23 protein-coding genes, 2 tRNA genes and 5 pseudogenes are annotated in these 24407 nt (G+C 36.1%); 13 read left to right on the top strand and 17 right to left on the bottom strand.

Annotated elements, in window-relative coordinates:
* Positions 1-4437 (bottom strand): annotated as a pseudogene (gltB, locus tag MLC44_RS07935) (glutamate synthase large subunit).
* Positions 4438-4615: 178 nt separating this feature from the next.
* Between gltB and recO the strand changes: the two are divergent.
* Entirely contained in the window at positions 4616-5233 is a 618-nt protein-coding gene (recO, locus tag MLC44_RS07940) for a recombination protein RecO (protein WP_151900190.1), read from the top strand.
* Here the strand turns inward: recO and MLC44_RS07945 are convergent.
* From MLC44_RS07945 to MLC44_RS07955, 3 genes are all read right to left on the bottom strand, one after another.
* Complete coding sequence (locus tag MLC44_RS07945) at positions 5228-5830, bottom strand: 3-methyladenine DNA glycosylase (protein WP_434656834.1); 603 nt, start codon at positions 5828-5830, stop codon at positions 5228-5230. The genes recO and MLC44_RS07945 overlap by 6 nt on opposite strands.
* Before the next feature lie 86 nt (positions 5831-5916).
* Positions 5917-6075 carry a hypothetical protein gene (locus tag MLC44_RS07950; protein WP_434656837.1) on the bottom strand — a complete coding sequence of 53 codons (159 nt, stop codon included), beginning with the start codon at positions 6073-6075 and terminating at the stop codon, positions 5917-5919.
* 165 nt (positions 6076-6240) lie between these two features.
* A complete protein-coding gene (locus MLC44_RS07955) occupies positions 6241-6393 on the bottom strand; it encodes a hypothetical protein (RefSeq protein WP_434656840.1) in 153 nt (50 codons plus the stop codon).
* Positions 6394-6523: 130 nt separating this feature from the next.
* On the opposite strand from MLC44_RS07955, the gene MLC44_RS07960 reads away from it, so the two are divergent.
* Positions 6524-6817, top strand: a complete 294-nt coding sequence (locus tag MLC44_RS07960) for a hypothetical protein (RefSeq protein WP_434656842.1) — start codon at positions 6524-6526, stop codon at positions 6815-6817.
* Between the two features lie 242 nt (positions 6818-7059).
* Entirely contained in the window at positions 7060-7479 is a 420-nt protein-coding gene (locus MLC44_RS07965) for a hypothetical protein (protein WP_151900186.1), read from the top strand.
* 4 nt (positions 7480-7483) lie between these two features.
* Here MLC44_RS07965 and nspC read toward each other — a convergent pair.
* The 5 genes and pseudogenes from nspC to MLC44_RS07990 all read right to left on the bottom strand — a co-directional run bounded on the left by nspC (position 7484) and on the right by MLC44_RS07990 (position 12712).
* A pseudogene (gene nspC / locus MLC44_RS07970) lies at positions 7484-8618 on the bottom strand (carboxynorspermidine decarboxylase).
* Between the two features lie 4 nt (positions 8619-8622).
* Complete coding sequence (locus tag MLC44_RS07975; RefSeq protein WP_151900183.1) at positions 8623-9804, bottom strand: saccharopine dehydrogenase family protein; 1182 nt, start codon at positions 9802-9804, stop codon at positions 8623-8625.
* A gap of 11 nt (positions 9805-9815) precedes the next feature.
* Positions 9816-10181: a diacylglycerol kinase gene (locus tag MLC44_RS07980; RefSeq protein WP_418640389.1), complete on the bottom strand. Its 366-nt coding sequence runs from the start codon at positions 10179-10181 to the stop codon at positions 9816-9818.
* Positions 10168-11997: an MFS transporter gene (locus MLC44_RS07985; protein WP_434656844.1), complete on the bottom strand. Its 1830-nt coding sequence runs from the start codon at positions 11995-11997 to the stop codon at positions 10168-10170. Before MLC44_RS07985 ends, MLC44_RS07980 begins: the two co-directional genes overlap by 14 nt.
* Entirely contained in the window at positions 11990-12712 is a 723-nt protein-coding gene (locus MLC44_RS07990; protein WP_346388831.1) for a DUF695 domain-containing protein, read from the bottom strand. Before MLC44_RS07990 ends, MLC44_RS07985 begins: the two co-directional genes overlap by 8 nt.
* 159 nt (positions 12713-12871) lie before the next feature.
* Here MLC44_RS07990 and MLC44_RS07995 point away from each other — a divergent pair, with 159 nt between their 5' ends.
* The 6 genes from MLC44_RS07995 to MLC44_RS08020 all read left to right on the top strand — a co-directional run bounded on the left by MLC44_RS07995 (position 12872) and on the right by MLC44_RS08020 (position 16740).
* The gene (locus MLC44_RS07995; RefSeq protein ID WP_151900179.1) at positions 12872-14077 is read left to right on the top strand and encodes a porin; all 1206 of its coding nucleotides are present in this window, start codon (positions 12872-12874) and stop codon (positions 14075-14077) included.
* Between the two features lie 108 nt (positions 14078-14185).
* A complete protein-coding gene (locus MLC44_RS08000; protein ID WP_151900178.1) occupies positions 14186-14707 on the top strand; it encodes an FMN-binding protein in 522 nt (173 codons plus the stop codon).
* 74 nt (positions 14708-14781) lie between these two features.
* Positions 14782-15189, top strand: a complete 408-nt coding sequence (locus tag MLC44_RS08005) for a hypothetical protein (RefSeq protein WP_434656847.1) — start codon at positions 14782-14784, stop codon at positions 15187-15189.
* On the top strand, positions 15173-15619 hold the full coding sequence (locus MLC44_RS08010) for a hypothetical protein (RefSeq protein ID WP_230973315.1): 447 nt from the start codon (positions 15173-15175) through the stop codon (positions 15617-15619). The genes MLC44_RS08005 and MLC44_RS08010 overlap by 17 nt, the downstream gene beginning before the upstream one ends.
* An 18-nt stretch (positions 15620-15637) precedes the next feature.
* Positions 15638-15964 carry a hypothetical protein gene (locus MLC44_RS08015; protein WP_434656850.1) on the top strand — a complete coding sequence of 109 codons (327 nt, stop codon included), beginning with the start codon at positions 15638-15640 and terminating at the stop codon, positions 15962-15964.
* A gap of 167 nt (positions 15965-16131) precedes the next feature.
* Entirely contained in the window at positions 16132-16740 is a 609-nt protein-coding gene (locus MLC44_RS08020) for a hypothetical protein (protein ID WP_434656852.1), read from the top strand.
* On the opposite strand, the gene MLC44_RS08025 is transcribed toward MLC44_RS08020, so the two are convergent.
* Both MLC44_RS08025 and MLC44_RS08030 read right to left on the bottom strand, forming a co-directional pair.
* Entirely contained in the window at positions 16730-17662 is a 933-nt protein-coding gene (locus MLC44_RS08025) for an FAD:protein FMN transferase (protein WP_188110058.1), read from the bottom strand. The genes MLC44_RS08020 and MLC44_RS08025 overlap by 11 nt on opposite strands.
* A gap of 3 nt (positions 17663-17665) precedes the next feature.
* Positions 17666-18692 (bottom strand): annotated as a pseudogene (locus MLC44_RS08030) (bifunctional 3,4-dihydroxy-2-butanone 4-phosphate synthase/GTP cyclohydrolase II).
* A 166-nt stretch (positions 18693-18858) separates the two neighbouring features.
* On the opposite strand from MLC44_RS08030, the gene MLC44_RS08035 reads away from it, so the two are divergent.
* From MLC44_RS08035 to MLC44_RS08050, 4 genes are all read left to right on the top strand, one after another.
* Positions 18859-18935, top strand: a tRNA-Met gene (locus MLC44_RS08035).
* Between the two features lie 20 nt (positions 18936-18955).
* Positions 18956-19030 (top strand) — tRNA-Gln (locus MLC44_RS08040).
* Between the two features lie 194 nt (positions 19031-19224).
* The gene (locus tag MLC44_RS08045) at positions 19225-19518 is read left to right on the top strand and encodes a hypothetical protein (protein WP_434656854.1); all 294 of its coding nucleotides are present in this window, start codon (positions 19225-19227) and stop codon (positions 19516-19518) included.
* A gap of 27 nt (positions 19519-19545) precedes the next feature.
* Positions 19546-19848, top strand: a complete 303-nt coding sequence (locus MLC44_RS08050) for a hypothetical protein (RefSeq protein ID WP_434656856.1) — start codon at positions 19546-19548, stop codon at positions 19846-19848.
* A 96-nt stretch (positions 19849-19944) separates the two neighbouring features.
* Here MLC44_RS08050 and MLC44_RS08055 read toward each other — a convergent pair.
* The 6 genes and pseudogenes from MLC44_RS08055 to MLC44_RS08080 all read right to left on the bottom strand — a co-directional run.
* A pseudogene (locus MLC44_RS08055) lies at positions 19945-20610 on the bottom strand (methyl-accepting chemotaxis protein); the annotation flags it as partial.
* Between the two features lie 392 nt (positions 20611-21002).
* Positions 21003-22055, bottom strand: a complete 1053-nt coding sequence (locus tag MLC44_RS08060) for a cache domain-containing protein (RefSeq protein ID WP_434656858.1) — start codon at positions 22053-22055, stop codon at positions 21003-21005.
* Between the two features lie 39 nt (positions 22056-22094).
* Positions 22095-22403 carry a sulfite:cytochrome C oxidoreductase subunit B gene (locus tag MLC44_RS08065; protein ID WP_151900171.1) on the bottom strand — a complete coding sequence of 103 codons (309 nt, stop codon included), beginning with the start codon at positions 22401-22403 and terminating at the stop codon, positions 22095-22097.
* A gap of 9 nt (positions 22404-22412) precedes the next feature.
* Positions 22413-23612, bottom strand: a complete 1200-nt coding sequence (locus MLC44_RS08070) for a molybdopterin-dependent oxidoreductase (RefSeq protein WP_151900170.1) — start codon at positions 23610-23612, stop codon at positions 22413-22415.
* A 58-nt stretch (positions 23613-23670) separates the two neighbouring features.
* Positions 23671-23988, bottom strand: a complete 318-nt coding sequence (locus MLC44_RS08075; RefSeq protein ID WP_151900169.1) for a hypothetical protein — start codon at positions 23986-23988, stop codon at positions 23671-23673.
* Between the two features lie 45 nt (positions 23989-24033).
* A pseudogene (locus MLC44_RS08080) lies at positions 24034-24395 on the bottom strand (HAD family hydrolase).
* Between the last annotated feature and the right edge of the window lie 12 nt (positions 24396-24407).

A 24407-nucleotide genomic window follows, 5' to 3' on the forward strand; every position in this document is an offset into this window, starting at 1 on the left:
TTAGTCTCCGTTCTCTAGATTAAGAGGTAATTTTGTTAAATTTTTAGGTTTTACCAGCCAGAAGTTTCGTACTTCCACTCTAAAGTTTTCCAGTAAATCTTCAGCTTTTTTGCTCTTTGTTTCTACTACATAATCTTTGAGCAGGCGTTTGAGGTAGTGTCGTGCTTCATCTCCCTCATCTGTATCAATTCTTACAGCTTCCACAAGTTCACTGTTTACATTTTCAATAAAATCATGATCTTCATCATAGACAAAGCTCACGCCTCCTGTCATTCCTGCACCAAAATTAATACCGGTACGTCCCAGAATGACAACAACACCGCCTGTCATATATTCACAGGCATTGTCCCGGTCCCCTCAACAATAGCAAAGGCTCCGGAATTACGTACTGCAAAACGCTCTCCGACACTGCCTGAAATATAAAGTTTTCCGCCGGTAGCACCATAAAGACAGGTGTTACCGCCTGCTGAAAATTCTTCACCCTCATTTTTGGAAGTAATAATGATTTTTCCTCCGTGCATACCTTTGCCTATATAATCATTTGCAACGCCGTCAAGATAAATCGAAACACCCGGAATTAAAAACGCACCAAGTGCCTGTCCGGCTACACCGCTGAGATTCATTTTGATTGTATCCGGCTTCAGTCCTTCATCCCCGTAGTATTTCGCAATTTCTCCGGATATCAAAGCACCAAAACTTCTGTGGATATTTTGGATTTCTCTTTTGATGCGTATCGGGTATTCAGGATGTTTAATCGCATTCATCGCCTCTTTGAGAACATCTTTTTCAAATTTGTTATCATCAAAAGGCGGATTAAACGGCTGTTGATGCGTATTGACACCCTCTTCTCTGTGCAGGATTGCCGAGAAATCAAATTTCTTGGCAAATTCATCGTCTTTGACACTCAGCAGGTCCACACGGCCTATCATTTCCTCCATGGTTCTGTACCCAAGTTCTGCCATAATGGCTCTGATATCTTCGGCCAAATATGTAAAATAATTGATTACCTGATCAACATGTCCTTTAAAGAACTCTTCACGAAGTTTTTCGTTTTGTGTTGCAATACCTACAGAACATTTATTAACATGACAAATACGAAGCATTTTACAGCCTACAATAGTCAAAACACCTGTACCGAAAGCAAAAGACTCAGCACCCAGTAAAGCAGCTTTAACAACATCAAGTCCTGTTTTTAGTCCACCGTCTGTCTGTAATTCTACAAGTCCACGCAGATTATTTGCCTTAAGCGCATTATGTGCTTCAGACAATCCGAGTTCCCAAGGATTCCCTGCAAATTTGATAGAGGTCAGCGGAGCGGCACCGGTACCACCGTCTCCTCCTGAAATAATAATTTTATCAGCATAGGCTTTTGCCACACCCGCAGCAATGGTGCCTACTCCGACAGTAGATACAAGCTTGACAGCGATTCTTGCCGCAGGATTGACCTGCTTCAAATCAAAAATCAACTGTGCCAAATCTTCAATAGAATAAATATCATGGTGCGGCGGCGGTGATATGAGTGTCACGCCGGGAACAGTATGACGAAGCTTTCCGATAAGGGCAGTAACCTTATGTCCCGGAGCTGTCCGCCTTCACCCGGTTTTGCACCCTGTGCAACTTTAATCTGAATCTCCTCTGCACTTCTCAGATACGCCGGAGTAACACCAAAACGGCCTGAAGCGACCTGTTTGATTTTGGAAACTCTCTCTGTGTTGTATCTTGCTTTGTCCTCTCCGCCTTCTCCTGAGTTTGACTGTGCTCCGATTCTGTTCATTGCAATGGCAATTGTTTCATGGGCTTCAGGAGAAATGGAACCGAGACTCATAGCAGCGGATGCAAAACGTTTGAAAATCGCTTCTTTCGGTTCAACTTCTGATATATCAATCGGTTTTCTGTCTGATTTCAAGTCAAAGAAATCACGAATAAATTTCAATCCGCGCTTGTTCACAAGGTTTTTCAACGTATCAAAATTTTCCTGTGTAGGGTGTTTTGAAACAGCATGAATTGCATGAATGACAGCAGGACCGAAATCATGATGTTCCTGATTTGTATAAAACTTATAGTAGCCACCGATATTCAAAGGAAATATTTTGTTAAAACCGTTTGTTTTAAAAGCATCTTTATGGGCTTTTTGCAGTCTTTCGTCTATATCTTCATAGGTGAGTCCGCTGAGCGTACAGTGCGATGTTGCAAAACACTCTTTTACTATGGTTTTATCCAGTCCCATTACATCAAAAAGACCGGAATTTCTGTAAGAGGCAATTGTTGCAATTCCCATTTTGGACATAATTTTCAAGAGTCCGCTGTTGAGTGCAGTGTGTACAGATTTATAGGCTTCAGAAAATGTCATATTTAACGCTTTTGATTTTTCAAGCTGGTTTGCCACTGTTGCGAACAATACATAAGGATGGATTGCCGAAGCACCATATCCAAGGAGTACTGCAGCACTGTGCGAATCAATGACTTCTCCCGTAGTAGCAATAATAGAAACCAAATGACGAATCTTTTCGTCCAGCAAAGCGAAGTTCAAACGGCCTATGGCCATTGCCATCGGAATAACTTTGTTGTCCTTGTCAAATCCGCTGTCATCCAAAATGACAATGCGTGTTCCTTCATTTTTAACCGATGCTATGACTTTTTGAACCAATGCTTCCAAAGAGGCTTTCAAATCGCTTATATAGTGGTTGAAAATGTGGCATTTTTATAAAATTCCTGATATCTTGGAGAGGAATCATCGCCAAAAGACTTGAGCACTTCCAACTTTTCAGTCGTTATTATCGGAGAAATAGACTTCAGCCTGTGTGCATGTGACGGAATTTCATCCAGCATATTATGCACTTCACCAAAACCGGTATTTAAGCTCATTACAACTTTTTCACGAATAGGATCAATTGGCGGATTGGTAACCTGTGCAAATTTTTGCTTGAAAAAATCAGTAAAATTACGCTGTTTTTTAGAAAAAGCTGCAAGAGGTGTGTCATCACCCATAGAACCCACGGCTTCTTTTGCCTCTTTTACCATTGGTTCGATTACCTGTTCAATAACTTCCTGCGTAACATTAAAATATCTTTGTTTGGCAATCAAATCTGCCTCATCAACTTCTCTGCATACAACATACTGCTCTTCCACATGTTCCTGCAAATAAATCATATGTTCATTCAGCCACTTCATATACGGATTGGAACCTTTTAAATAATCATCAATTTCCTGACTCTTCAGAAGCTTGCCAAATTTCAGATCAAGTCCTATCATTTCCCCTGACTGCAGACGTCCACGCTCTTTGATCTCTTCTTCGGGAATATCTACAACACCGTACTCGGAAGCTATCAGAAGGTTGTCATCTTTTGTTACGATGTATTTTGATGGACGCAAACCGTTTCTGTCAAGTACACAGCCTATATATCGTCCGTCTGTTACTGAAAATGCAGCCGGACCGTCCCATGCTTCAAATACAGTTGAATGATATTCATAAAAAGCTCGTAATTCAGGATCCATATGCGGTGCGTTCTGCCATGCCGGAGGAATCACTGCACGGACAGCTTTGAAAAAGTCCATACCGTTTACAATTAAAAATTCAAAAAAGTTATCGGCTGAAGCACTGTCAGAAGCACCGGGCTGCAGGATAGGAAGCAGTCTTTTAATTTCTTCGTCGCTGAATACTTCGCTTTTTATTGATTCTGATTTTATAGCCACATTAATGCGGTTGGCTTCAACAGAGTTGATTTCTCCATTATGCGCTACAGCACGAAACGGCTGTGCAAGACGCCATTCAGGGAGTGTATTTGTTGAAAATCTTTGATGAAAAAGTGAAAAAGAGATTTTAAAATTTTCATTCTGCAGATCTTTGTAAAATTCTTTGATATGCGTAGGCATAACAAGCCCTTTATACGATAGCACTTTCGAACTCATAGATGCTATATAGAAATCTCTTTCAGAAATCATTTCATGTTCTGCTTCTTTGCGTGAAAGATATAAAAGTGCATCAAATCTGTTTGTGGCCATGATTGAATTAGGAACAATGAAAAGCTGTACGATGTGAGGCAGTGAAGCCAGTGCCTGGTCTCCTAGAGCATTGGTGTCAATTGGAACATCACGGTGTAAAACCACTTTTAAATCATTGTTGTTACAAATAGATTCCAGTGTCTGCAAATGCTTTTTTTCTTTGGTAAAAACTACAGCTACTGCAAACTGAGACGGTAATTCTATACCTTTTTCTTTTGCTTCATTTTTAAGAAAATCAGTCGGCATGGAAAGCAGTAAACCGCTTCCGTCCCCCGTTTTTCCATCTGCAGCAACAGCACCACGGTGCATCATGCGTTCAAGCGCAGTCACTGCATCATTGAGCACTTTGTGTGAAGGTTTGTTTTTGATGTTGGCGACAAGACCAAAACCGCAATTATCCTTAAATGATCTTAATAAATCATGATGTTCAACCATTTCAACTCCCAAATTTGTAAATTTTATATGCAAAACATATAAATTTAATCTCTTTTTAAAGAAACTTAGTCTATTTAGACAAAGCATGTAAATTATACTTTCTTTTGGTTTAAATAAGCATAATAAGTGTAAAATATTTTAAAAAAAATTAAAAAGTGTGTATATAGGAAGCAATTAGGTGCAAGGTTTTATCATTAATTTAAATCGCGTCAAAGACGAAGATTTAATAGTAAATATTTTATCTCAAAACAGCTTAGATACCCTTTACAGATTCTACGGTGCACGTCACGGTGTAATAAATATAGGTTTTAAAATTGATTATGAAGTCGAAAACTCGGCAAAATCCACTATATCAAGACTTAAAGATGTTATACACATTGGATACAGCTGGATAAATGATTATAATCTTTTGCGATTATGGCAGGATTTTTTAGGGCTTTTCTATAAGCACTTGAAAGACTCTGAAGATATTGGTTCTTTTTATTTTGATTTAATTGAGGAAGCTTCACAAAACTGGAACAGACAAAACCCCAAACGCGTAGCTATTGAAGCCTATACCAAACTTTTGGAGCATGAAGGACGGCTGCATAAAGATATGCACTGCTTTTTATGTTCCAAAAAAATTGATGGAGATGTCTCGCTCTTGCGTGCATATCTTCCAACGCATGAACAGTGTTCGCATACGCTGGCAATCAACAAAAAAGGACTAAAAGAACTCTTTGAAAACAAATCTTCTCTTTTTTTAGGCAACCAGGAAGTAAATCGGCTCTGGAATGTTCTGCTTGAAGGTTTATAATTTACATATTTTGTTGTATTCTACTATCATGCCATGATATCGGGCATATATAAGGTTTAAATCTTTACATGTAAAGGCCTCTTTTATGCCTGATTCCAAAAATTCTTTATACTGCATATAATTTTTAAACTCTATGTCAAAACTCTTTAACAGCCTTTTTGTATAACTGTCTACAACCATCTCATCTCTAAAACAGGCATAACAGAGAATAGCGTCCGCACTCTCCTGTCCGATGCCTTTTTGCAGCAAAAGCCACTCTCTGCTTACCTCTTTTTGAAAAGATGCAAAATCACCAAATTCATTTTGAATGTTTTTTGCAAGCTGCAAAAGCCTTGGTGCTTTTTGGTTATAGAATCCGCTTGGACGAATCTTCTCTTTTAAGACGTCTACATCCAAAGCGGCAAAACTGTTCAAATCCAAAAACATGTCTAAATTCTTTAAAGACTTTTCAACATTTTTCCATGTTGTGTTTTGCGTCAGAATTGCACCGACAACGACTTCAAAAGTTCCTGCATTGGGCCACCACCGTTTTGGACTGTTTTGCAATAAATTTTTTTTATCCAAAAATTCATATATCTGCAAAGAGTTTTTACACATGAAATTCTTTACTTTAACATCTTTTTCTTGCTACAAGAGAGGCTACACGGGTATCTTCGCCTCGCAGATTCACTTCGTCTTTTTCTTCATAGTAATAATATCAAGCCCATAAAAGCATGCAGCAATTCATTTGTACGCAAAAGGTATTCAGGGTTTGCCGGCTGATTAAAATCGCCGTGTGCCACAATAAAAGTTTCAAAAATCAACAGGCCGTTCGGCTTGAGAGCTTCTTTGATCTGCGGCAACAACCTTCTGCTCAAATAGTTAATATTGATAATGAGATCGTACGTATTTTCTCTAAATTATAACTGTCCAGGTCAGCTTCTATTTTATTTATTTTCTCATCATCTTTTATCTGAGAAAGTGCATAATCACTAAAATCCACAGCATCAACTTCAAAACCTTTTTTGCTAAAAAGTGCGTATTTCTGCCAATTCCGCAGGCAATATCCAGGCTCTGTCTCCTGCTGCACAATCTATATACTTTTCAACTATCGGTTCTACATTTTTTCGCATCGGCTTCTCTACATGGCGAATATTCCAACGTTCTTTATCTTCTATCATTCTCAACCTTTCTTATCTTAAGAGTTTCGGAGTTCCTTAGCATAAACTTTATATGCTATTATATTGAAATTTTTTTGTATACACCTTGAACCGATAAAACAAACATATATTATTTTCAGGAAGCTTTAGTATGAAATTTTTTTTATTTTTATTTGTTTTCTTACTTTGTGTGCTCCGTGCCGAATCCACAGATACAAATTCATCGTATCTTGATACTGCGCATAAAATAATTTCTGACAAAGTCACAGGCTATTCAGACACCCTTGATCAGACGATCAGCAAACTGTTCACAGGAAAAAAAGCACAAAATAGCTATGATGATTTTTTTAAAAATGAAAAATATTTCAATGAAACAGAAAAATCATTTGTCAGTGTAAATCTAAATACACAATTTCAGTCAAAATACAAGAAAAAAGTACCCTGAACATAAATGCCAACATTGCCCTCAAAAGAACAAATCAGAAGCTTAATCTTTTTATCTCAGGCATCAATGAAAAGAAAAACATAATAGACAAAAATGCTGCCACAGAACTTGGTCTCAACTATTTCAGATCAGACAGTTACGAGATCCAAAGCAGGTATTCCATTGGAATCAGAGGCTTTTATCCGTTTGTCAGAGCACGATATTATAAAGTTTTTATTGCAAAAAACTGGAAAATCGAACCAATGCAGATTTTTGAGTATTCGAGTAAAGAGAGTTTTACAGAAAGAACTTTCATCTATTTCGACAATACACTTACAGACAGATCACTGTTAAGGCTCACCTTACACAGAGAAACAAAAACAAAGGTAAAGGGAATGGACTATGATATCTCGGCACAATACTATTGGAACTTTAACAAAAAAAACATCCTAAGTATATCTGAAATATTTTCCGGCAATACAGAATATACAACAGAACAGTCTTCTAAAAAGTACAGCGGTATAAATAATTATGCTACAGTTTTGACTTTTAGAAAAAACATATGGAAAAAATGGTTTTTTTATCAGATCAGTCCCTCTGTAAACTTTCACAAGGAAAACAGTTACAAAGCAAATTATGCAATTGCATTTTTAATAAATCTTTATTTTGGCGATTTTGACTAAAAGTTCATGAAAGTCTGTTTTTGTAATCTTCATATCCAAACTCTTTTACAAGTTCAATTGTTCCGTTTTTGCGCTTTATCGCCAAAGAAGGAAGTTTCACACCATTAAAGGTGGTATTTTTGACAAAAGTATAATGAATTTGATCTTCAAATATAACAGTGTCTCCTACATGCAAAGGTGTATCAAAAGAGTAATCCCCCATGATGTCACCCGCAAGACAGGTGTTTCCGCCTAAACGGTAGGTATATTTTTTTTCATTTGCCATGCCTGCATTTCTTACTTGGGCACGATACGGCATTGCCAGTGTATCAGGCATATGTGCTTCTGCTGATGTCAAAATGGCTATATTCATACCGTTTTGAAAAACATCCAAAACAGTGGACTCCAGATAGCCTGTTTCCCAACCGACGGCCTCTCCGGGTTCCAAATAGACATCAATATTATATTTTTCACGAAATTCTTTGATTATCCAAACAAGTTTCTCTATATCATAGCCTTTTTTGGTTATGTGATGTCCTCCGCCAAAATTAATATATTGCAAATTTTTCAAATATCTTCCGAATTTATCTTCAAAAGCCGCTAAACCTGTTCAAGCGCATCTGCATTTTGCTCACAAAGCGCATGAAAATTGAGTCCGTCTATCTTTTCAAGCAGTTTTTCATCAAAATTCTGCAGAGTTGTTCCCAGTCTGCTGTACAAACCGCAGGGGTTGTATATATCGACCGGAGAAGAAGAGACTTCAGGGTTTATTCTCAAGAAACATGAATATTTTCATTGATTTCTTTGACTTTCCAAATATATTTTTCCAATTGATTTGGAGAATTAAAGACTATATGATCAGATATTTTGGTTATTTCTTCAATCTCATCATCTTTATATGCCGGAGAATAAGTATGCACTTCTGCATCCGGGTTGTATTTGCAAAATTCTTCACGGGCAAGTTTTGCCTCATACAGACCACTGGCTGTACAGCCTTTTAAATATTTTGCCACCAGTTCAAAAGTGCTCCACATTGCAAAGCCCTTGAGTGCCAAAATAATTTTGGCACCGCTTTGTTCTTGCACATACGCTAAAGTTTGCAGATTCTTTTCTAAAAGGATTTCCTCGCATATATAACACGGTGTTTTAATTGGATTCATTTGTTTAGTCTAGTTCTTGAATCTTCCAAGGCAATCCCTGTTTATTGAGCTCTTCCATAAACGGATCAGGATCAAACTCTTCCATATTATGCACCCCTGTTTTGTACCAGACTTTTTCAAGCATCAACTTTGCACCTATCATCGCAGGAACTCCCGTCGTATAAGAGACAGCCTGAGAGTTCACCTCTTTATAGCATGCTTCATGATCACTTACCTGATAAATATAGATTTTTTTCTTTTTGCCGTCTTTTATGCCCTCTGCCACGATACCGATATTTGTTTTTCCTTTTGTACGGGGACCAAGAGAAGCCGGATCAGGGAGCAGTGTTTTTAAAAACTCTATCGGAACAATTTGTTGCCCCTGATGCTCAATCGGCTCAATTCCCAGCATGCCTACATTTTCAAGACACTTCATATGCGTAAGATAACTCTCGCCAAAGGTCATAAAAAACCGAATACGCTTAAGCCCTTTTATATGCTTGACAAGGGATTCCATCTCTTCATGATAAAGCAAATAAGAATCTTTAGGTCCGATTTCAGGATAATCCCAGACCATTTTTATCTCCATCGGCTCTGTTTCTATCCATTTGCCGTTTTCCCAGTATCGCCCGTTTGCAGAAACTTCACGAAGATTGATCTCAGGATTGAAGTTTGTTGCAAAAGGATAGCCGTGATCACCTGCATTGCAATCAAGAATATCAATAGTATGAATTTCGTCAAAATAGTGTTTTTGCGCATAGGCACAAAAAACATTTGTCACACCCGGGTCAAAACCGCTGCCAAGCAAACCCATAATACCTGCTTCTTTGAAGGCTTCGTCTTTTTCCCATTGCAGTTTATACTCAAATTTTGCCTCATCGGGATGTTCATAGTTTGCAGTGTCCAAATAATCTGTTTTTGTTGCAATACAGGCGTCCATAATTGTTAGGTCCTGGTAAGGAAGTGCCACATTGATAACTATATCCGCCTGCACTTTATTTATCAAATCTGCTATCTCCTGTGTATTGTCTGCATCAAGCGCATAGGTTTCTATATCTGCATCAGGCAGTTCTGATTTAATATCATCGCATTTTGATTTTGTTCTGCTTGCAAGTACTATTTTTCCAAATACCTCTGCATTCTGTACACATTTATGCACAACGACACGGCTTACGCCGCCCGCACCTATTATTAACGTTGTATTCATTATAATTCTCCCTATACTAAAGCATCAGCTAATGTAAAAATCCATATCATAAGTGTAACCAATAAGCTTAACAGAACTAAAGTCGCACCGGCATCTTTTGCCTGTTTTGCCAAAATATGATACTCGTTAGTCACCAAATCCACAACTCTTTCAATGGCACTGTTTGCGACTTCTGCCAAAACAGGTATAAACAGTGAAATAAAAAGGATACTTGAGTGTACAAAACCTACCGGCAAACTCCAGGCAACAATACCCATCACCGCAAGCATAAAAAGCTGCCACTTAAATGATGTTTCATTTTTCACTATATCTATAAAACCCTCTACTGCATACATACCATTTTTATAAAGATTATGTTTTGGTTTATTCAGCTTCATATTTTTCTCTCATTTTTAAAATTATATCCCGTAACTCTTTTGCTTTTGTATCAATCGGCAGAGGATTTCCAAAATAGATTTTAACTACTCTGCGCTTAAAAATATTCCTTTTGGCACCTTTTGGCCTATATTTTGCAAAAGAACTGCCAAATATACCTTTATCTATATAAAAAGGAACAATAACACCCTCATAATCTTTTGGAATCAGCTCATACCCTCTCTTAAACTCATGTATATTTCCGTCCTGTGATATTTCGCCTTCGGGAAACAAAGCGACAATGCTGCCTTTTTTTAATCTTTTATGTGCCTCTTTCATTGCATCTTTGAATGCTCTTGGCGAAAGAGGGATTGCTTCCCCCTTTTTAAAAACAGCGTGAAAAAATTTCCAGTTATAAATATCTTTGTCCATCATATAATTTATTCGTCTTGCTATAGGCAACTGCAATAAAATCCAGTCAAGCCAGCTGACATGATTTCCCAGTAATAAAACAGCTTTGTCCTCCGGGATATTTTCTAATCCTGTGTAAATATATTTATGCCGCAATGCCGCAATAAGACCCATAAGTGAAAAAAACATCTCTACTACATATCTTTTATATAAATTACGTACCAGATAAATGCCTATCATCCCCATAAAATAAAAAAGCAGTTCTGCATTCATCCCTAAATATGCGAATACCGTTGTCAACAATAAAAAAGTAAACATAAATATGTTTTGTATAAAATTATTTGCTGCCAAAATAATTCCAAGATGTACACGTGAAGCCAGATACTGAATTCTTGCATTTAACGGTACCAAAATAAATGCCGCAAAAATACCAAAGAGTGTAAACATAATTGCAATGAATGTCATAGAATGCAAAAACGGCACACTCAAAACAATAAGCGTTATAATGGTTGCCCCTATCCCCGCCAAACCGACATTAATATAAAATCTTGAGAGTTTTGCAACCATAACTGATCCGACAACAATGCCTATCCCTGCAAGTGCCATCACACCCTGAACATAGATGGTGTTGGTTACATGTAGCTCATCTTTTGCATATTCGCCAAATACAGCCAAAACAACCTGTGATATTGACCAGAAAAGACTGAGTGCGATAATCGCATCAAAGATTTCTCTGTTTCTTCTGACTGTTTTAATGTTTCTGAACAAATAGACACCGCTCACATACTTTTTTAAGCGAAAATCCCGTTTGCTCGCTTCTATCATTTTATTTGGCAGTTTTGAGGCTAAAAACCACTCAATTATCGAACCGATCACCAAAAGCCAGCCCAGAGGCGCAACAGTTTGCAAAATTTGGGACTCTGTTACCAAAGTATCCCTGTACATTCCCTCAAATAAAACCGTATAAAAAATAATACCGCCAAGGATCGCAACGGTTGTGATTGCCTGAACAGCACTGTTGGCACTGCTGAGAAATTTCACACCAACCAACTCTTTTATATATCCGTATTTCGCCGGGCCGTAAATTGCACTCTGCATGGCAAGCAAAAAGGTTAAAATAAAAGCAAAAACAAAATACCCATGATAATAGGCATAGGTAATACCAAGGGTAATAATCACCGCAAAAAGAGCAGCATACTCCATAATTTTGTTTTTGGCAAATCTGTCTGCCAAGAAACCCGAAGGAGAAAAAATCAAAATAAAAGGAAGTAAAACCAAGGCATTAACGATTGCCGTCAAGACAATTTGTGTACTTCCGTCATAAACCTTGAATATCGTGTTTTGTATAATGATTTTATGCCCGAGATCTGTAAAAGCATTCAGAAAAACCACTGCAAGATAATTGATGACACCTGCTATTTTAAACATTTTCTTCTTGTGCTAAAAGCGTACTCCATCCTTCATAATAGCCCTGCTCTTTTTTTATTGCTTCAAAAAGTTCATTGACAACTTTTTTTACTTCCTCTCTTGTCACAGCATGTATTTTGAGTAAAGCTACACCGTTTTCAAACTCTTCACTGCTTATCTCATCTTTGAAACTGAAACCTTCAAGAGATAAAGAGTTTAAAAATTTATTCTTTTGTGTAGGTGTTGTAAATGAAACATAATGTTCCACTGCTCTTGGAATTTCTAAATTATCGCCTTCTTCTTTGAGTAAAAAAATAATTTTTTCGCTTTCTATATGACACAGTTCCAAATCATTCGGAGCAAGGTTTTTATAATGAAAATCCCATTTTGTATCACGGACTACATTGCTTTCATAAATATAATGAGCTGGTTTTAGCATATTTGCCACTGCAGCATCCAAGCCTTTTGAGTCAGCCGCGTAAAAATAGAGCTCACTCCATCCATCTACAACTCTTGAACCGACGTACTTTGCTTTGTCTTCATGTTCAAGAGTTATAATCAAAGATTCTTTTACATCCAAAAACTCTTCAAAGCCCTCTGCGCTTTCATCAAGAGCATCAAACTTTATAAATACACTAAGCAGCCATCCGTACTTGTTACTATATGCATAAGCATTTAAATCTACTTCTATCGACACTTGATTACCGTCTTCATTTCTTAAAAATATTTCTCTCATAAACTCTCAATCTTTTTTTTTCTTTATTATATCAAAGATTATTCTTTAATATCGATAATAATTATTAAAATTAAGAATATTTTTAAAAAAAAAGTATATAATTTCTGCATCAAAAAGATTTTGATAGTAAATATCATAATCAAGACAAAGGATAAAAAAATGAAAAAAACAAACGTATCACTAGTATTAGCAAGCATGTTACTGGTAAGCAGTGCCTCTTTCGGGGATGACAAAACAGATATTCTCAAGCTTCAACAGGAAGTGAAAGATCTCAAAGAAATGACACAGATTCTTGTTGATGAAACAAGTGATTTAAAAACCGGCTTTAATTATACCAAAGTTGATGAGAAAAAGCGTTATACCGGTCTAGGTAGTGCTGCTTCTAAAGTTTACTACTCAAAATCACCGTTAAGTATCGGCGGATACGGTGAAATGTATTATTCAAGTACACAAAAGGCTGGTTCTGAAACACAGATAAAAAGATTTATAACATATTTTGGATATAAGTTTGCTGACAATATCATTTTAAACTCGGAAATTGAGTATGAAGGCGGCGGAGTAAAGGCTACCAGTACAGGTGCGACCGGTGATACTGTAGCTGTTGAATTTATGTACCTTGACTTCATCGGGAACAAAAACTTCAATGCACGTCTTGGTAACTTCTTGCTCCCGATGGGTTTAATGAATGAACAGCACGAACCGACACTCTTTACAACGATACAGCGTCCAAATACAGCGAAGTATATTATTCCGACTACATGGAATACTTCAGGGGCAATGGTTTACGGTGAAATTGCAGATGGCATAGAGTACAAAGCCTCTATAGTCACAGCACTGCAGATAACGGATACCGGGGACAAGTGGGTAAGAAACGGCCGCGGCAGCGGGCGTTTAGTGAAAAATCCGGATGCAGCAGGACAGATAAGAGTTGACTACACCGGAAAAAGCGGTTTGCTTATCGGTGCTTCATCATACTTTTCAAAAGATTTGCTTATGGTAGATGTTCATCTTGACTACAAAATAGGCGCAGCAAGAATTTACGGTACCTATGCACAAAACAAAAGACTTGATACAAATGCAAGTCAACAGGTTACAGCAAATTACGGCGGTTTCTTAAATGCAAGTTACAATATTGCCTCTTTAATAGGTACAGACAAAAAAACACCTCTTTTTGTGCAATATGAACGATATAATCCGCAATCAGAAGTAAGCAACGGCGGAACTGCAGGTGATGCCATAACAGATGTGACACTTGGGATTAACTTTTTCCCACATGAGCAGGTAGTCCTTAAAGCTGAGTATGTTGTCTCAGACAATGCGGCGACAGGGAATATTACCGGCATATCTTTAGGTTTTGTTTTTTAAAAACATTCGGACATATTTTCTCCTTTATAAGGTTTTGCAGCAATTTTACTGCAAAACCCCAATTATTTTGCTAGAATTTTAAAAATAAAATATTTAAAGAATTAAGCTATGAAATATATTTCACTATTTATACTGCTATTGACACAACAGCTATCAGCCCAACTCCTTGTATCTCCTATTGATGCAATGAAAGAAAATTTTGATCTTAATGCAACAATTACCAAGAAGAATATTATTCTGACCCATGAAAAATTTAAAACAGTACAAAAAAATGCAGGTGTAAAACTGACTACAAAAATCTACAGAGTATATATAGCCGAAAAAAACGGAAAAATATTAGGATACGGCATACTTGTTAACAGAAAAGTTCGTTCCAAAAATGCAGTAACACTCTATTTTTTCAAAGACTCTGTTTTGCAGGGGATAGAAGTCATTGCCTTTAATGAAACACTGGAATATCTTCCGCCAAAAAGATGGACGCAACAGTTTAAAAACAAAAAAACTGACAAGTTATTAAAACTCAATCGTGAAATAACAAATATCTCAGGTGCAACAATGAGCGCAAAGAGTCTTACTGATGGTTCGCGTATAGCATTTGCCATATACAATATGCTCTATAAGGATAAATAATTGCGTTTTACTCTTATAAAAGACTTAAAAAAGATTCATCGATCAAACCTATGCTCAACGGCTTGCTCGTTTTCATGCTTTTGTATTTTGCTGCTGAAGTCTTTGTAGATTCCAGCAACTTTGGTCTTTTTTATGAACAGGTAAAATTCACACTTTTTGGAAATGAAGAAAATTTCCTCGAACCCATCTCCGAAGCCTCGTTTTTGGAATATATTCATACCAAAATATTTTTCATGATGATGATACTTCTCACACTCAGTGCTATATTTATCCGCTTAACCGCAAATGACACTCTGAAACTTTTTTGTCTTAACAGTGTGATGACAAGTGCGCTGATTATGCTCATTGCCCTTACGCTTTCATATTATATACATCCTTTTTTTGTGTATATTTATCTTGTAACATATTATTTATGGCATTTATGTGCATTTTACATGGTTATTTATTCATTATGGAGCCTTAATTTTGCAAAAAGCCTATAACCTTGCTATATTTTACTTTATTCTCTTTTCAATACTCCTTCTTCTGAGCAGCAGTATTCTTTTTGCATCCAAGATCGGCTTCACGACCGAAGGTGTGTTAACATACTATCTTGGAAATGAAGCACTTTTCATAGCACCTAAAACACCAGGCGGCATACTGAAAATCATCTTGCCGCATATTTTTGCCTTTGGACTTTTCGTAATGGTTACTGTGCACTTTTTGCTCTTTACACACAAAAAAAGAACAAAAGAACTGCGACTGCTTACATCTGCTCTGTTTATACTCTCATTTTTAGAAATTTTTACACCATTTGCTCTTATAAACGGTTTTGAATCGCTTGCATTTTTAAAAATATTTTCATTTTTTTTCTTTGAAATTGTCATATTGTATACTTTGTTTATACTCTTTAAAAGTATTTTATATGATTAATTGGCTACAATATTTGTTATGAAAACACTTTTATTATTTTTATTACTTCTTATTACATGTAATGCTTCCTTTGCAAACGACAACAAAGTGTGTCAAAAATGCCATCCTTTAATCTATAAAGAATATTATGATTCCATTCACAGAAAGTCATCGCTTGCTAATGATGCAATATATAGAGCGGTTTTGAGAAAGAACACAAAGAAAAAGAAAGAGGCAAATGCAACAGCTGTCATGCACCAAGCGCAAAAAACCTGCAACAGGAAAAAGAAGAACCGATATCATGTATCTACTGCCATACAATCAAAAATATTCAAAAATATGATGAAGCAAACAAAAATATTTTAACAGGAAAGAAAAAAGACTTCTTTAGTGCCCAAGAAGATAAAAGAAACAGATCCAAAGTTACATATGAAACAACAACTTCTTTTTTTGGTCTTATCAAACGCTCTAAAAATTCTCCTTATCACCAAATTGAATACAACAATGAAAACTACTATAACGGCAATGTCTGCATGGGATGCCATTCACATGTAAACAATGCGCATGATTTTGATATCATCATGCTTGATGCGTATATTGACAAAAAAGACAAAAATACCTGTATATCCTGTCATATGCCGCAAACCATGGGCAGCAAAACAACACTCAGCGACAGTAAGACTCATGCCTATCATGGCATAGCAGGTCTGCACAAACTCAGCAAAAGTCTCGGAAAATATATCAATTTTCATGTACAAAAACATGAAAAAGGCTTTCAGGTAAGCATTGAAAATCTTGCCAATCATGCTCTGTTCGGACAGGCCTACAGAGAAGGAGTCCTCAATGTTACAATCATTCGCGGAGCAGACAAAATAGTTCAGGAACCTTATATATTTACACGTATTTTCGGAAAAGGCAACAAAGAAAGTATGCCTTTTGAAGCGACTAATATTTTAAAAGATACCCTTATTTATGCGAAAAAAAATATTGTCTACAATACAAAGCTGCAAAAAGGTGATAAAATTGTACTAACACTTGGTTTTCGGCTTATCTCAAAAAAAGCAGCAAAAGAGTTAAAGCTGCAACATAACAAAGAGCTTACCAAAATAAGAATTCTAAAAACTGAATCATTTAATTTTTAATAAACATATCAGTATATTCAGCTATATTTTTGCTTATAACAAGTTTTTTATCTGCTTGCAAAATAATGTAGCCTATCTTCTTAGAATCTAAAAATGCATATGTTTCTTTTATCGGCATAACACTCGCAGCCGTTGCATATGCATCGAGTGTTGCTGATGGAAGTTTTGAGACAAGCGTTATAGAGATAAATTTTTGTTCTGATTCTTTTGTTTTTGGATTAATGAGATGATTATGCTTTGTGCTTTTTATATAACGATTATAATTTCCGCTTGTGCTCACACCGCTGTTATGCATTATAAATGTAACCAAAGGATGTGTCACATCCAAAGGATTATTAACGGCAATTTTACAGCTGCCTATGCATCGAATGTCTCCGCTCAGGGCAACAACTGCCTTTTTCACCTTGTTTTGCAGTAAAAATTCACTGACTTTGTCTGCTGCAAATCCCTTTCCCATACCGCCAAGATCTATTTTTACTGCATTGCCTAAAAAAGCCTCATCTTTATCAAATCTAAGCTCATTGACAGAAACAGAACTTTTTTCAAGTTCATTTTTCAAAGCAATACGCTCTTTGGCACCAAATCTGTATAAATCTTTCGTAATTGTTCCTATCGCAATATTAAAGTACCCGTGTGTTTGCTTATAGTATTTTAAAGAAAGCGTCAAAGCTTCATAAGAATACTTGTCTAAAGATGCATGTCTGTTTTGATTAAGTTGAGATATTGGAGAATTCTTTTTATAGGTAGAGAGCGAGTTATCGACCCTTTTGATAATCTCAAAAGAGGGTTTAAGAAATTTTTTATCTTCCTTGTCGACAGATATTGACACAAAAGTACCCATCAATACTTTTGTACGCTGTATCATCTGTGAATCTGCATTACATGCAACAAACACAGAGACAAGAAGAAAAAATTTGTACATCAGTTAAATATCAATAATCTCATTTACTTCAAGTCCAAATCCGCTCAGTCCTACAAAGTCGGTTTTTTTCATAGAAGTAATAAGATTCATTTTTGAAATACCAAATGATTTAATAATCTGCGCCCCTATTCCAAACTCTTTTATGGCCGCATTGTCCTGATGATGTGTTTTGTTTATAAAAACCAACAAACCGCTGTTTTGCTTCAGATATTCTATAGAATTGATCAAATTATTGTATTTCTCTTGTTGCAAAAGTAGTTCACAGTCAGGAATTACATTATGAACCCGTACATTTGCAACTTCACCTGCATTGTAAAAAAGTATCGCTGTATGTTTTATACCATCATGGTCTTCAAATGTATGTTGCTGCACTTTGACACCGAAAAACTCTATCTCCTGCACCTCTGTCTCTTTTACAAGTCTTTCATTCGAAAGTCTATACTCAACAATATCAGAAATAAATACTGTATGCAGATCATGTTTTTTGGCAAAAATATCCAAATCATCACGACGGGCCATTTCACCATTATCTTTAATTATTTCACAAATTACCCCCGCTTCACTCAGCCCTGCCAAACGACACAGATCAACAGAGCCTTCCGTATGACCTGTTCTTACAAGTGTACCGCCCTCTTTTGCAATGAGAGGAAAAATATGTCCCGGTTTTACCAGTTCATCCGGCTTTGAAATGGGGTTGGCTAATATTTTTATAGTATCGTCCCTCTTTAGCCGAAATTCCTGTCAGTGCATCTTTAGCATCGACAGAGACAGTAAAGGCAGTTTCATACGAAGAAGTATTTGAACTCACCATAGGATTCAAATCAAGTCTGTCGGCAATAGACTTAGAAAGAGCAACACATATAAGCCCCCGTGCGTGCATTGCCATAAAGTTTACATGTGCCGGTGTAGAAAAGGCGGCTGCATAGACCAGATCGCCCTCGTTTTCTCTGTCTTCATCATCAACCATAATAACCATTTTACCTTTTTTAATATCTTCTATAGCCTGTAAAACTCTTTCTATCGGTTTCATATTTTCTCTTTATTTATTAATATTTTTCTTTTCTTTATTATAGGAAAATTAGTATTAAAAAGAGTTCAAAAAAAAAATTAATACTTTTAATAAAAAACTCTTGACATAAAAGAAATTTTTGTCTATAATTTCGCTCACAAACACAGAGTAAAAGTGTTTGAAACACCGCGGAATAGAGCAGTTCGGTAGCTCGTCGGGCTCATAACCCGAAGGTCACAGGTTCAAATCCTGTTTCCGCAACCAATCTTTAATCTACAAAGCATTGGGGTATCGCCAAGCGGTAAGGCACCAGTTTTTGGTACTGGCATTCGGGGGTTCGAATCCCTCTACCCCATCCACCTATTTCAAATACCCATAAAATAGGCACTTTCAAGTAATTGATTTAATAACTGTCAGCTGATTTTATAGGATTTTTACTGACAATATGACTGACACTTACAGTAACATTTTTACAACTTTTCAAAAACATACAACTTATCCATTCATCATCTATTTTTTGTTATAATAGCTTATCTATTTAAGGAAGTATTTTATGAGTAAGAATCCAAACAATAAAAATATCATTTCAAAAATTGTATCTGTCTCTCAAGCTATTGAAGGATATACTACAACAAATACTTCTGTTATAAAAAAGCTCAACTCCTCAGAAAAAAGTATGGCATCAAAGTATCAGTTAGTAAGTAGTGAGTTTTACTACGATAACAGTGATGTATCTAGAAACAAATTTAACATCAAAGACACTCAAACTATCCATGAGATAGAAAAAGAGCTCCTAGAAGAAGTATATGCTATCTTTTTCAATGAAAGAATGAAAACACTCGTTTGACAACTGCTAAAGAGTTCAGGGTTTAATTTGGAAAAATGGCAGCAAGAGAGTGCACAGGCTATATTTAAACGCTTGTTTGTTGCCTCTTATGCCTGTTTGCTTGTATGGGAAATTGAACATACAAATAGTAAAAACATGCTGGCAATTAGAAAGTTTTTAGTTCGATTAAGCGGGAGATTGGTAGCAAGAAAGAAGATATCTACCTCTCCGGCTCTGTTAGCAGGTTTATGGAACTTCTTCTCTGCTATGGATATGCTTGAACTTTATGATATTGAAGAACTCCATAGCATTCAAAAAGAACTCAATGACTTTATGCAGATGGAGTTTTAAGTTGTGTAGATACTTATGACTGAAGTACCGGTTCCGAAAAAGCATTAATTTTTTTTAACTTAATGGCATTGGGTATAAATAGCGGGTTAAAAAGAATTATAATTTCTCTTTAACCATATTGTCTAAATAAGTAAACAACTCCTGTGATGCTTTTTCTGCATCTTTAAATATTTTTATGATTTCATCAACTTTATCACTGCCAAGCATACGCATAGCTTTTGCTATATCATCATGCACTTTTTTATGCGGCTCTTGCAGATTTGTATAAAAACTGCTTTTTCCAAATAGTTTTTTACCTTCATCTGCATACCATTTGCCTAGTCTGCATTGAGTATGGTCACTCAATTCAAATTTCAATTTCCCTTCAAGCATTGATGAATATGCATTGTTTTTATAGACCATATGATCAAGTTTTGCCATATTTGTAAATAGTTCGTATCCTATGATTTCATTGTCTTTTGTGATAGCTTCACTGTTGGAAATCAACTGAGAAAGCGTGTCAACATAGTCCTCGAGTGTTTGCTGTGAACTTATGGAGTGTTCTTCAATTTTTTCACTGTTTTCACTCATATTCATCGAGTTTTGCTTAAGTACACTTATATTTGCTTCTACCTCACTTGTAGCTTTTTGCGTTCGTTCTGCAAGCTTACGAACTTCATCGGCAACTACTGCAAATCCTCGTCCGTGTTCACCTGCACGTGCCGCTTCTATAGCCGCATTCAGTGCAAGCAGGTTAGTCTGGTCTGAAATATCTTTAATAAGAGAGATCACATTAAAAATTTCTTCAACATTTGCATTCAGTTCCTCTGCAGAATGTCGTGATTCTGAAACCATCTCTGTAATACTGCCAATTGCATCTTTAATGTTATCCGTAGAGTGTGTCACTTCTTTAATGACTTCGGATGTTTTGGCATTGAGTATATTTACCTGATTGACACTTTCAACACTCTGAGACATGCTGTTTCTTAAATTTTCTGCATTGTTGAGTGCACCGCTTATCATCTCTCCCGACAGCGCAAGAGTCAGTTTGTTCTTCTCGCCAATTTCCGCAGCATGTTTTGCAGAATCTTCAGCTCTTAAAGCTTCTTCTTTTGCTTCGAGTGCAAGCGCTTCGACTTTATCTAAAAAGGCATTGAAATTTTTACTCGCCTGCCCTAATTCATCTTCTGATACCACGGGAAGTCTCTTGACAAATCAGCATCACCCTGTGCCAATTCATCAGCAACATTTGCAAGGTTTACTATAGGGTCAGTAATTGTTTTTTTGATAATGTACATTAAAAACAGTAAAATAAACAGATCAACCAAAGACATAATATATACTTGTCTCAAAAGAGAGTCTTCAGATTGAGAAATGACGCTGTTTACTTTATTGATATCTTCACCGATCAGTGCATAAGCAACAACATTGTTTGAAAAATCTTTTATAGGTTCTGAGACTATAAAATACTTATCAGTTATTTGTGGTCTATCTGTCTTCTCAATAGAAATATGAGCCAAATCATTAAAAAACTCTTTATTAACGACATTTTCTTTGACTGCAAGTGTAAAATTACCGACTTTTGGAGCAGATTTTAATGAACGTGCTGTTGAGAGATATTCGTTTTTCATGACAATGGCTATTTCGTATCCGTTGTTTTTTCTCGCAGATTTTATTATAGAATTTAAACCTTGCATAAATTCAACAGAACCTAAATAGCGATTATTGAGCTCAACGGGAGCTAAGCCTCTGAGTACAAGCCCTGCACGACCAAGCTCAATAGCGACAATAGGTTTTTTATCTCTTTTAACGGCAACTATTGTTTTTCTAAAAGAACTTAAATCATCTCCAAATTTCTTTGGCTTCCAAGCACGTAAAAAACTATGTACATTTGCATCATGTATATGTATTTTAATATTTTTATATTTTGTGTATTTTTTAAATTCCTGAGACAGGCTTTTTAAACCATTGATGGCAACAGTTCTGTTGTTTTCCATCAATGAGCGTATCACACTGTAATTTTGCGATATGTTTATAGCATTGGTAAGACCGATGTCTTCCTTTGCTTGCATTGCTTGCTTGTAGCTAAGATGCAAAGAAGCAGATTCTGAAGTATAAACCTCATGTTCCAAGTCTTTAATAGAATAATAGTAGTTCACCAAAATAACAATAAATCCTGCTAAAATAGAAACTACCAATGGTATATGTATTTTTTTACTGATTGACATGAAATTTACCTCCATTCCTGCAATTTTTTTTGACAGGTACTATTTTAATTTGCCGTTTCCATAGTGCTTAAAGAGATAGTCAGTCACAATTTTTTCATCTTCTTTTGTGATAGGTGCTTTAAAATGTACAATCATCTTCTCTATCTTTTTATGCCAAAACTCACGTGATTGAGGGCCTTGGTTAATAATATATCCAAAAGAGTGACACATCAGACAGTTTGCCTGAACAGCATCAAATCCTTTACCCATTTTGATTTGATAAGATATATACGGGACTTCAATATCTCCCTTTACTTGTGCAAAGAGTGAACCTGCGGACAGTATTGCTATTAATAATAATTTTTTCATTTTTTCTCCTTAAACCACTTCTACTGTAACTTCATCAATACCATTGTACTTATATCCACCATGGTTCCATCCGATATCTTTTGCAAATGGCTGTTCATCTCCAAGACGATTAACTGCTTTTGCCATAAATGTCAGTTTTCCGTATTTTGTAGGTTTATATGAATACCTAAACTCCGTATAAGCATAACGTCCATTTTCTTGTTTGAGTTCTGCTTTTTCCCATGTTTTCCCACCATTAACAGAGACTAAAACTTCTCTAATTCCATGTCCGTCATCAAATGCCACACCTCTTACAACTACATGTGAATTATGATAGAGTTTCATCCCGTTTTCAGGATACCCTATCACTGATTTTACATTCATATTTGTTATTGGCTTTGTTGGTTTAAATTTATGCTTTGGCGTTTCACATTCACATTTATTGTCTGGAACACGGTATGCTACATCCATAAAGAAAAGAGATTTGTATTTATTTGTAACTGTAATATTACTTAACATTTTAACCCAACTGTCCGAATAGTATCCAGGAATAACCAAACGAAGAGGAAAGCCATTTAAATAAGGTAAATCCTCACCATTCATTTCATACGCAATAATGACATGATCATTTAACTCTTCAATCTCTAATTCTCTTACAAAATTCGGTGTTTCATAATAAGCTGCATTATCCTTACCGTTGAAACCGATCCAATGAGCATCTTTTTTCAAGCCTGCACGATTCAAAATATCACTTAACCGTACACCTTTCCATTTTGCACATCCCATAGCACCACTTCCCCATTGAATACCGCCTGCTATTGGTGTAAAAGCTGAACGGGAATTACCACCACATTGCAGTACTGCAGTTACTTCAACTTGTTCAAAATCATTTTTCAACTCTTTAAGAGAAATTTCCAACTCTTTTTCAACCAAACCATCGATTTTAATAGTAAAAGAATCTGTATCAATATAAGTCGGGATATCCGGAAGGTGCCATCTGACAAAAAATTCATCATTTTCAGTGATGCCGCGTGCAAATGTGCTTCTTGGTGATTCCAAAAGCGGTGGTCTGTCCGAATAGGTTATCAATGGTCTTTTTTCAGGGAAAGCCATATCAGAGACTTTTCTGGTATCAATTGGCTGATGTGTTTCACCGGCTGATAATGCAGTTGTACCTAAAATAGCAGCTGAAGCAGCCATAGAAGTTTTAAGAAATTCTCTTCTTTTCATATTTTTCCTTATAATTGTTATTTTGGTTTGGATTATATCGACAAATATTTAAAATGACTTAAAAGAGCTTTTTTTCCAATCTTTTTAAAAGATTTTCAAGCTCTTTGTATGATGTTATATAATCCGATTTTATCGCTTCTATTTCTTGAATCACACTGTTTAATTGAGAAAATATTTTTGGAAAACTTGCTGTTGTTTTTTCAAGTTCCTGCATATTCTTCACTGATAAAACAATCTGTTTTATTATCATTTCACTTTGATTCTTGACATTTAGAGGAGCATAGTTAATTTTGTCCGGACGTTTCAAAATTGCTATTTGTCGTAAAAATAAAATGCCCATTACAATAAAAGCTATCAGTAAATCATTATGAAACATTTTGACATCCCTCCTCAACCGAGTTAGGATTTATTGTATCATAATTTATTGTAAAACGATATCTACTATTTCTTTTGGATCTTTTACTACTACGGTATGTGTTCCATGCGCAGAAAATCCCCATGCTGCAAAAATCGCTTCAATGCCGGCATTGTGTGCACTTTTAATATCTTTTGAATTATCCCCCACCATCCATGCCTTATCTTTTTTTGCATCATAACTGTAAAAATTCAAAATCTTGTGTATCATATCGGGATGCGGCTTTGATGCCTGTACTTTATCTGCACCGACTATCATGTCAAACAATCGGCTACATGTAAATGTTCCAGCATTGTCAGGGCAAACTGTGTCGGTGCATTTGTCGCAACTGAAAGCTTTACCCCCTTTACATGTAACCGCTCAAGCATCTCTTGGACACC

This window comes from Sulfurimonas sp. NW9 (genome assembly GCF_051132275.1).
Taxonomy (GTDB): Bacteria; Campylobacterota; Campylobacteria; order Campylobacterales; family Sulfurimonadaceae; genus Sulfurimonas; species Sulfurimonas hydrogeniphila.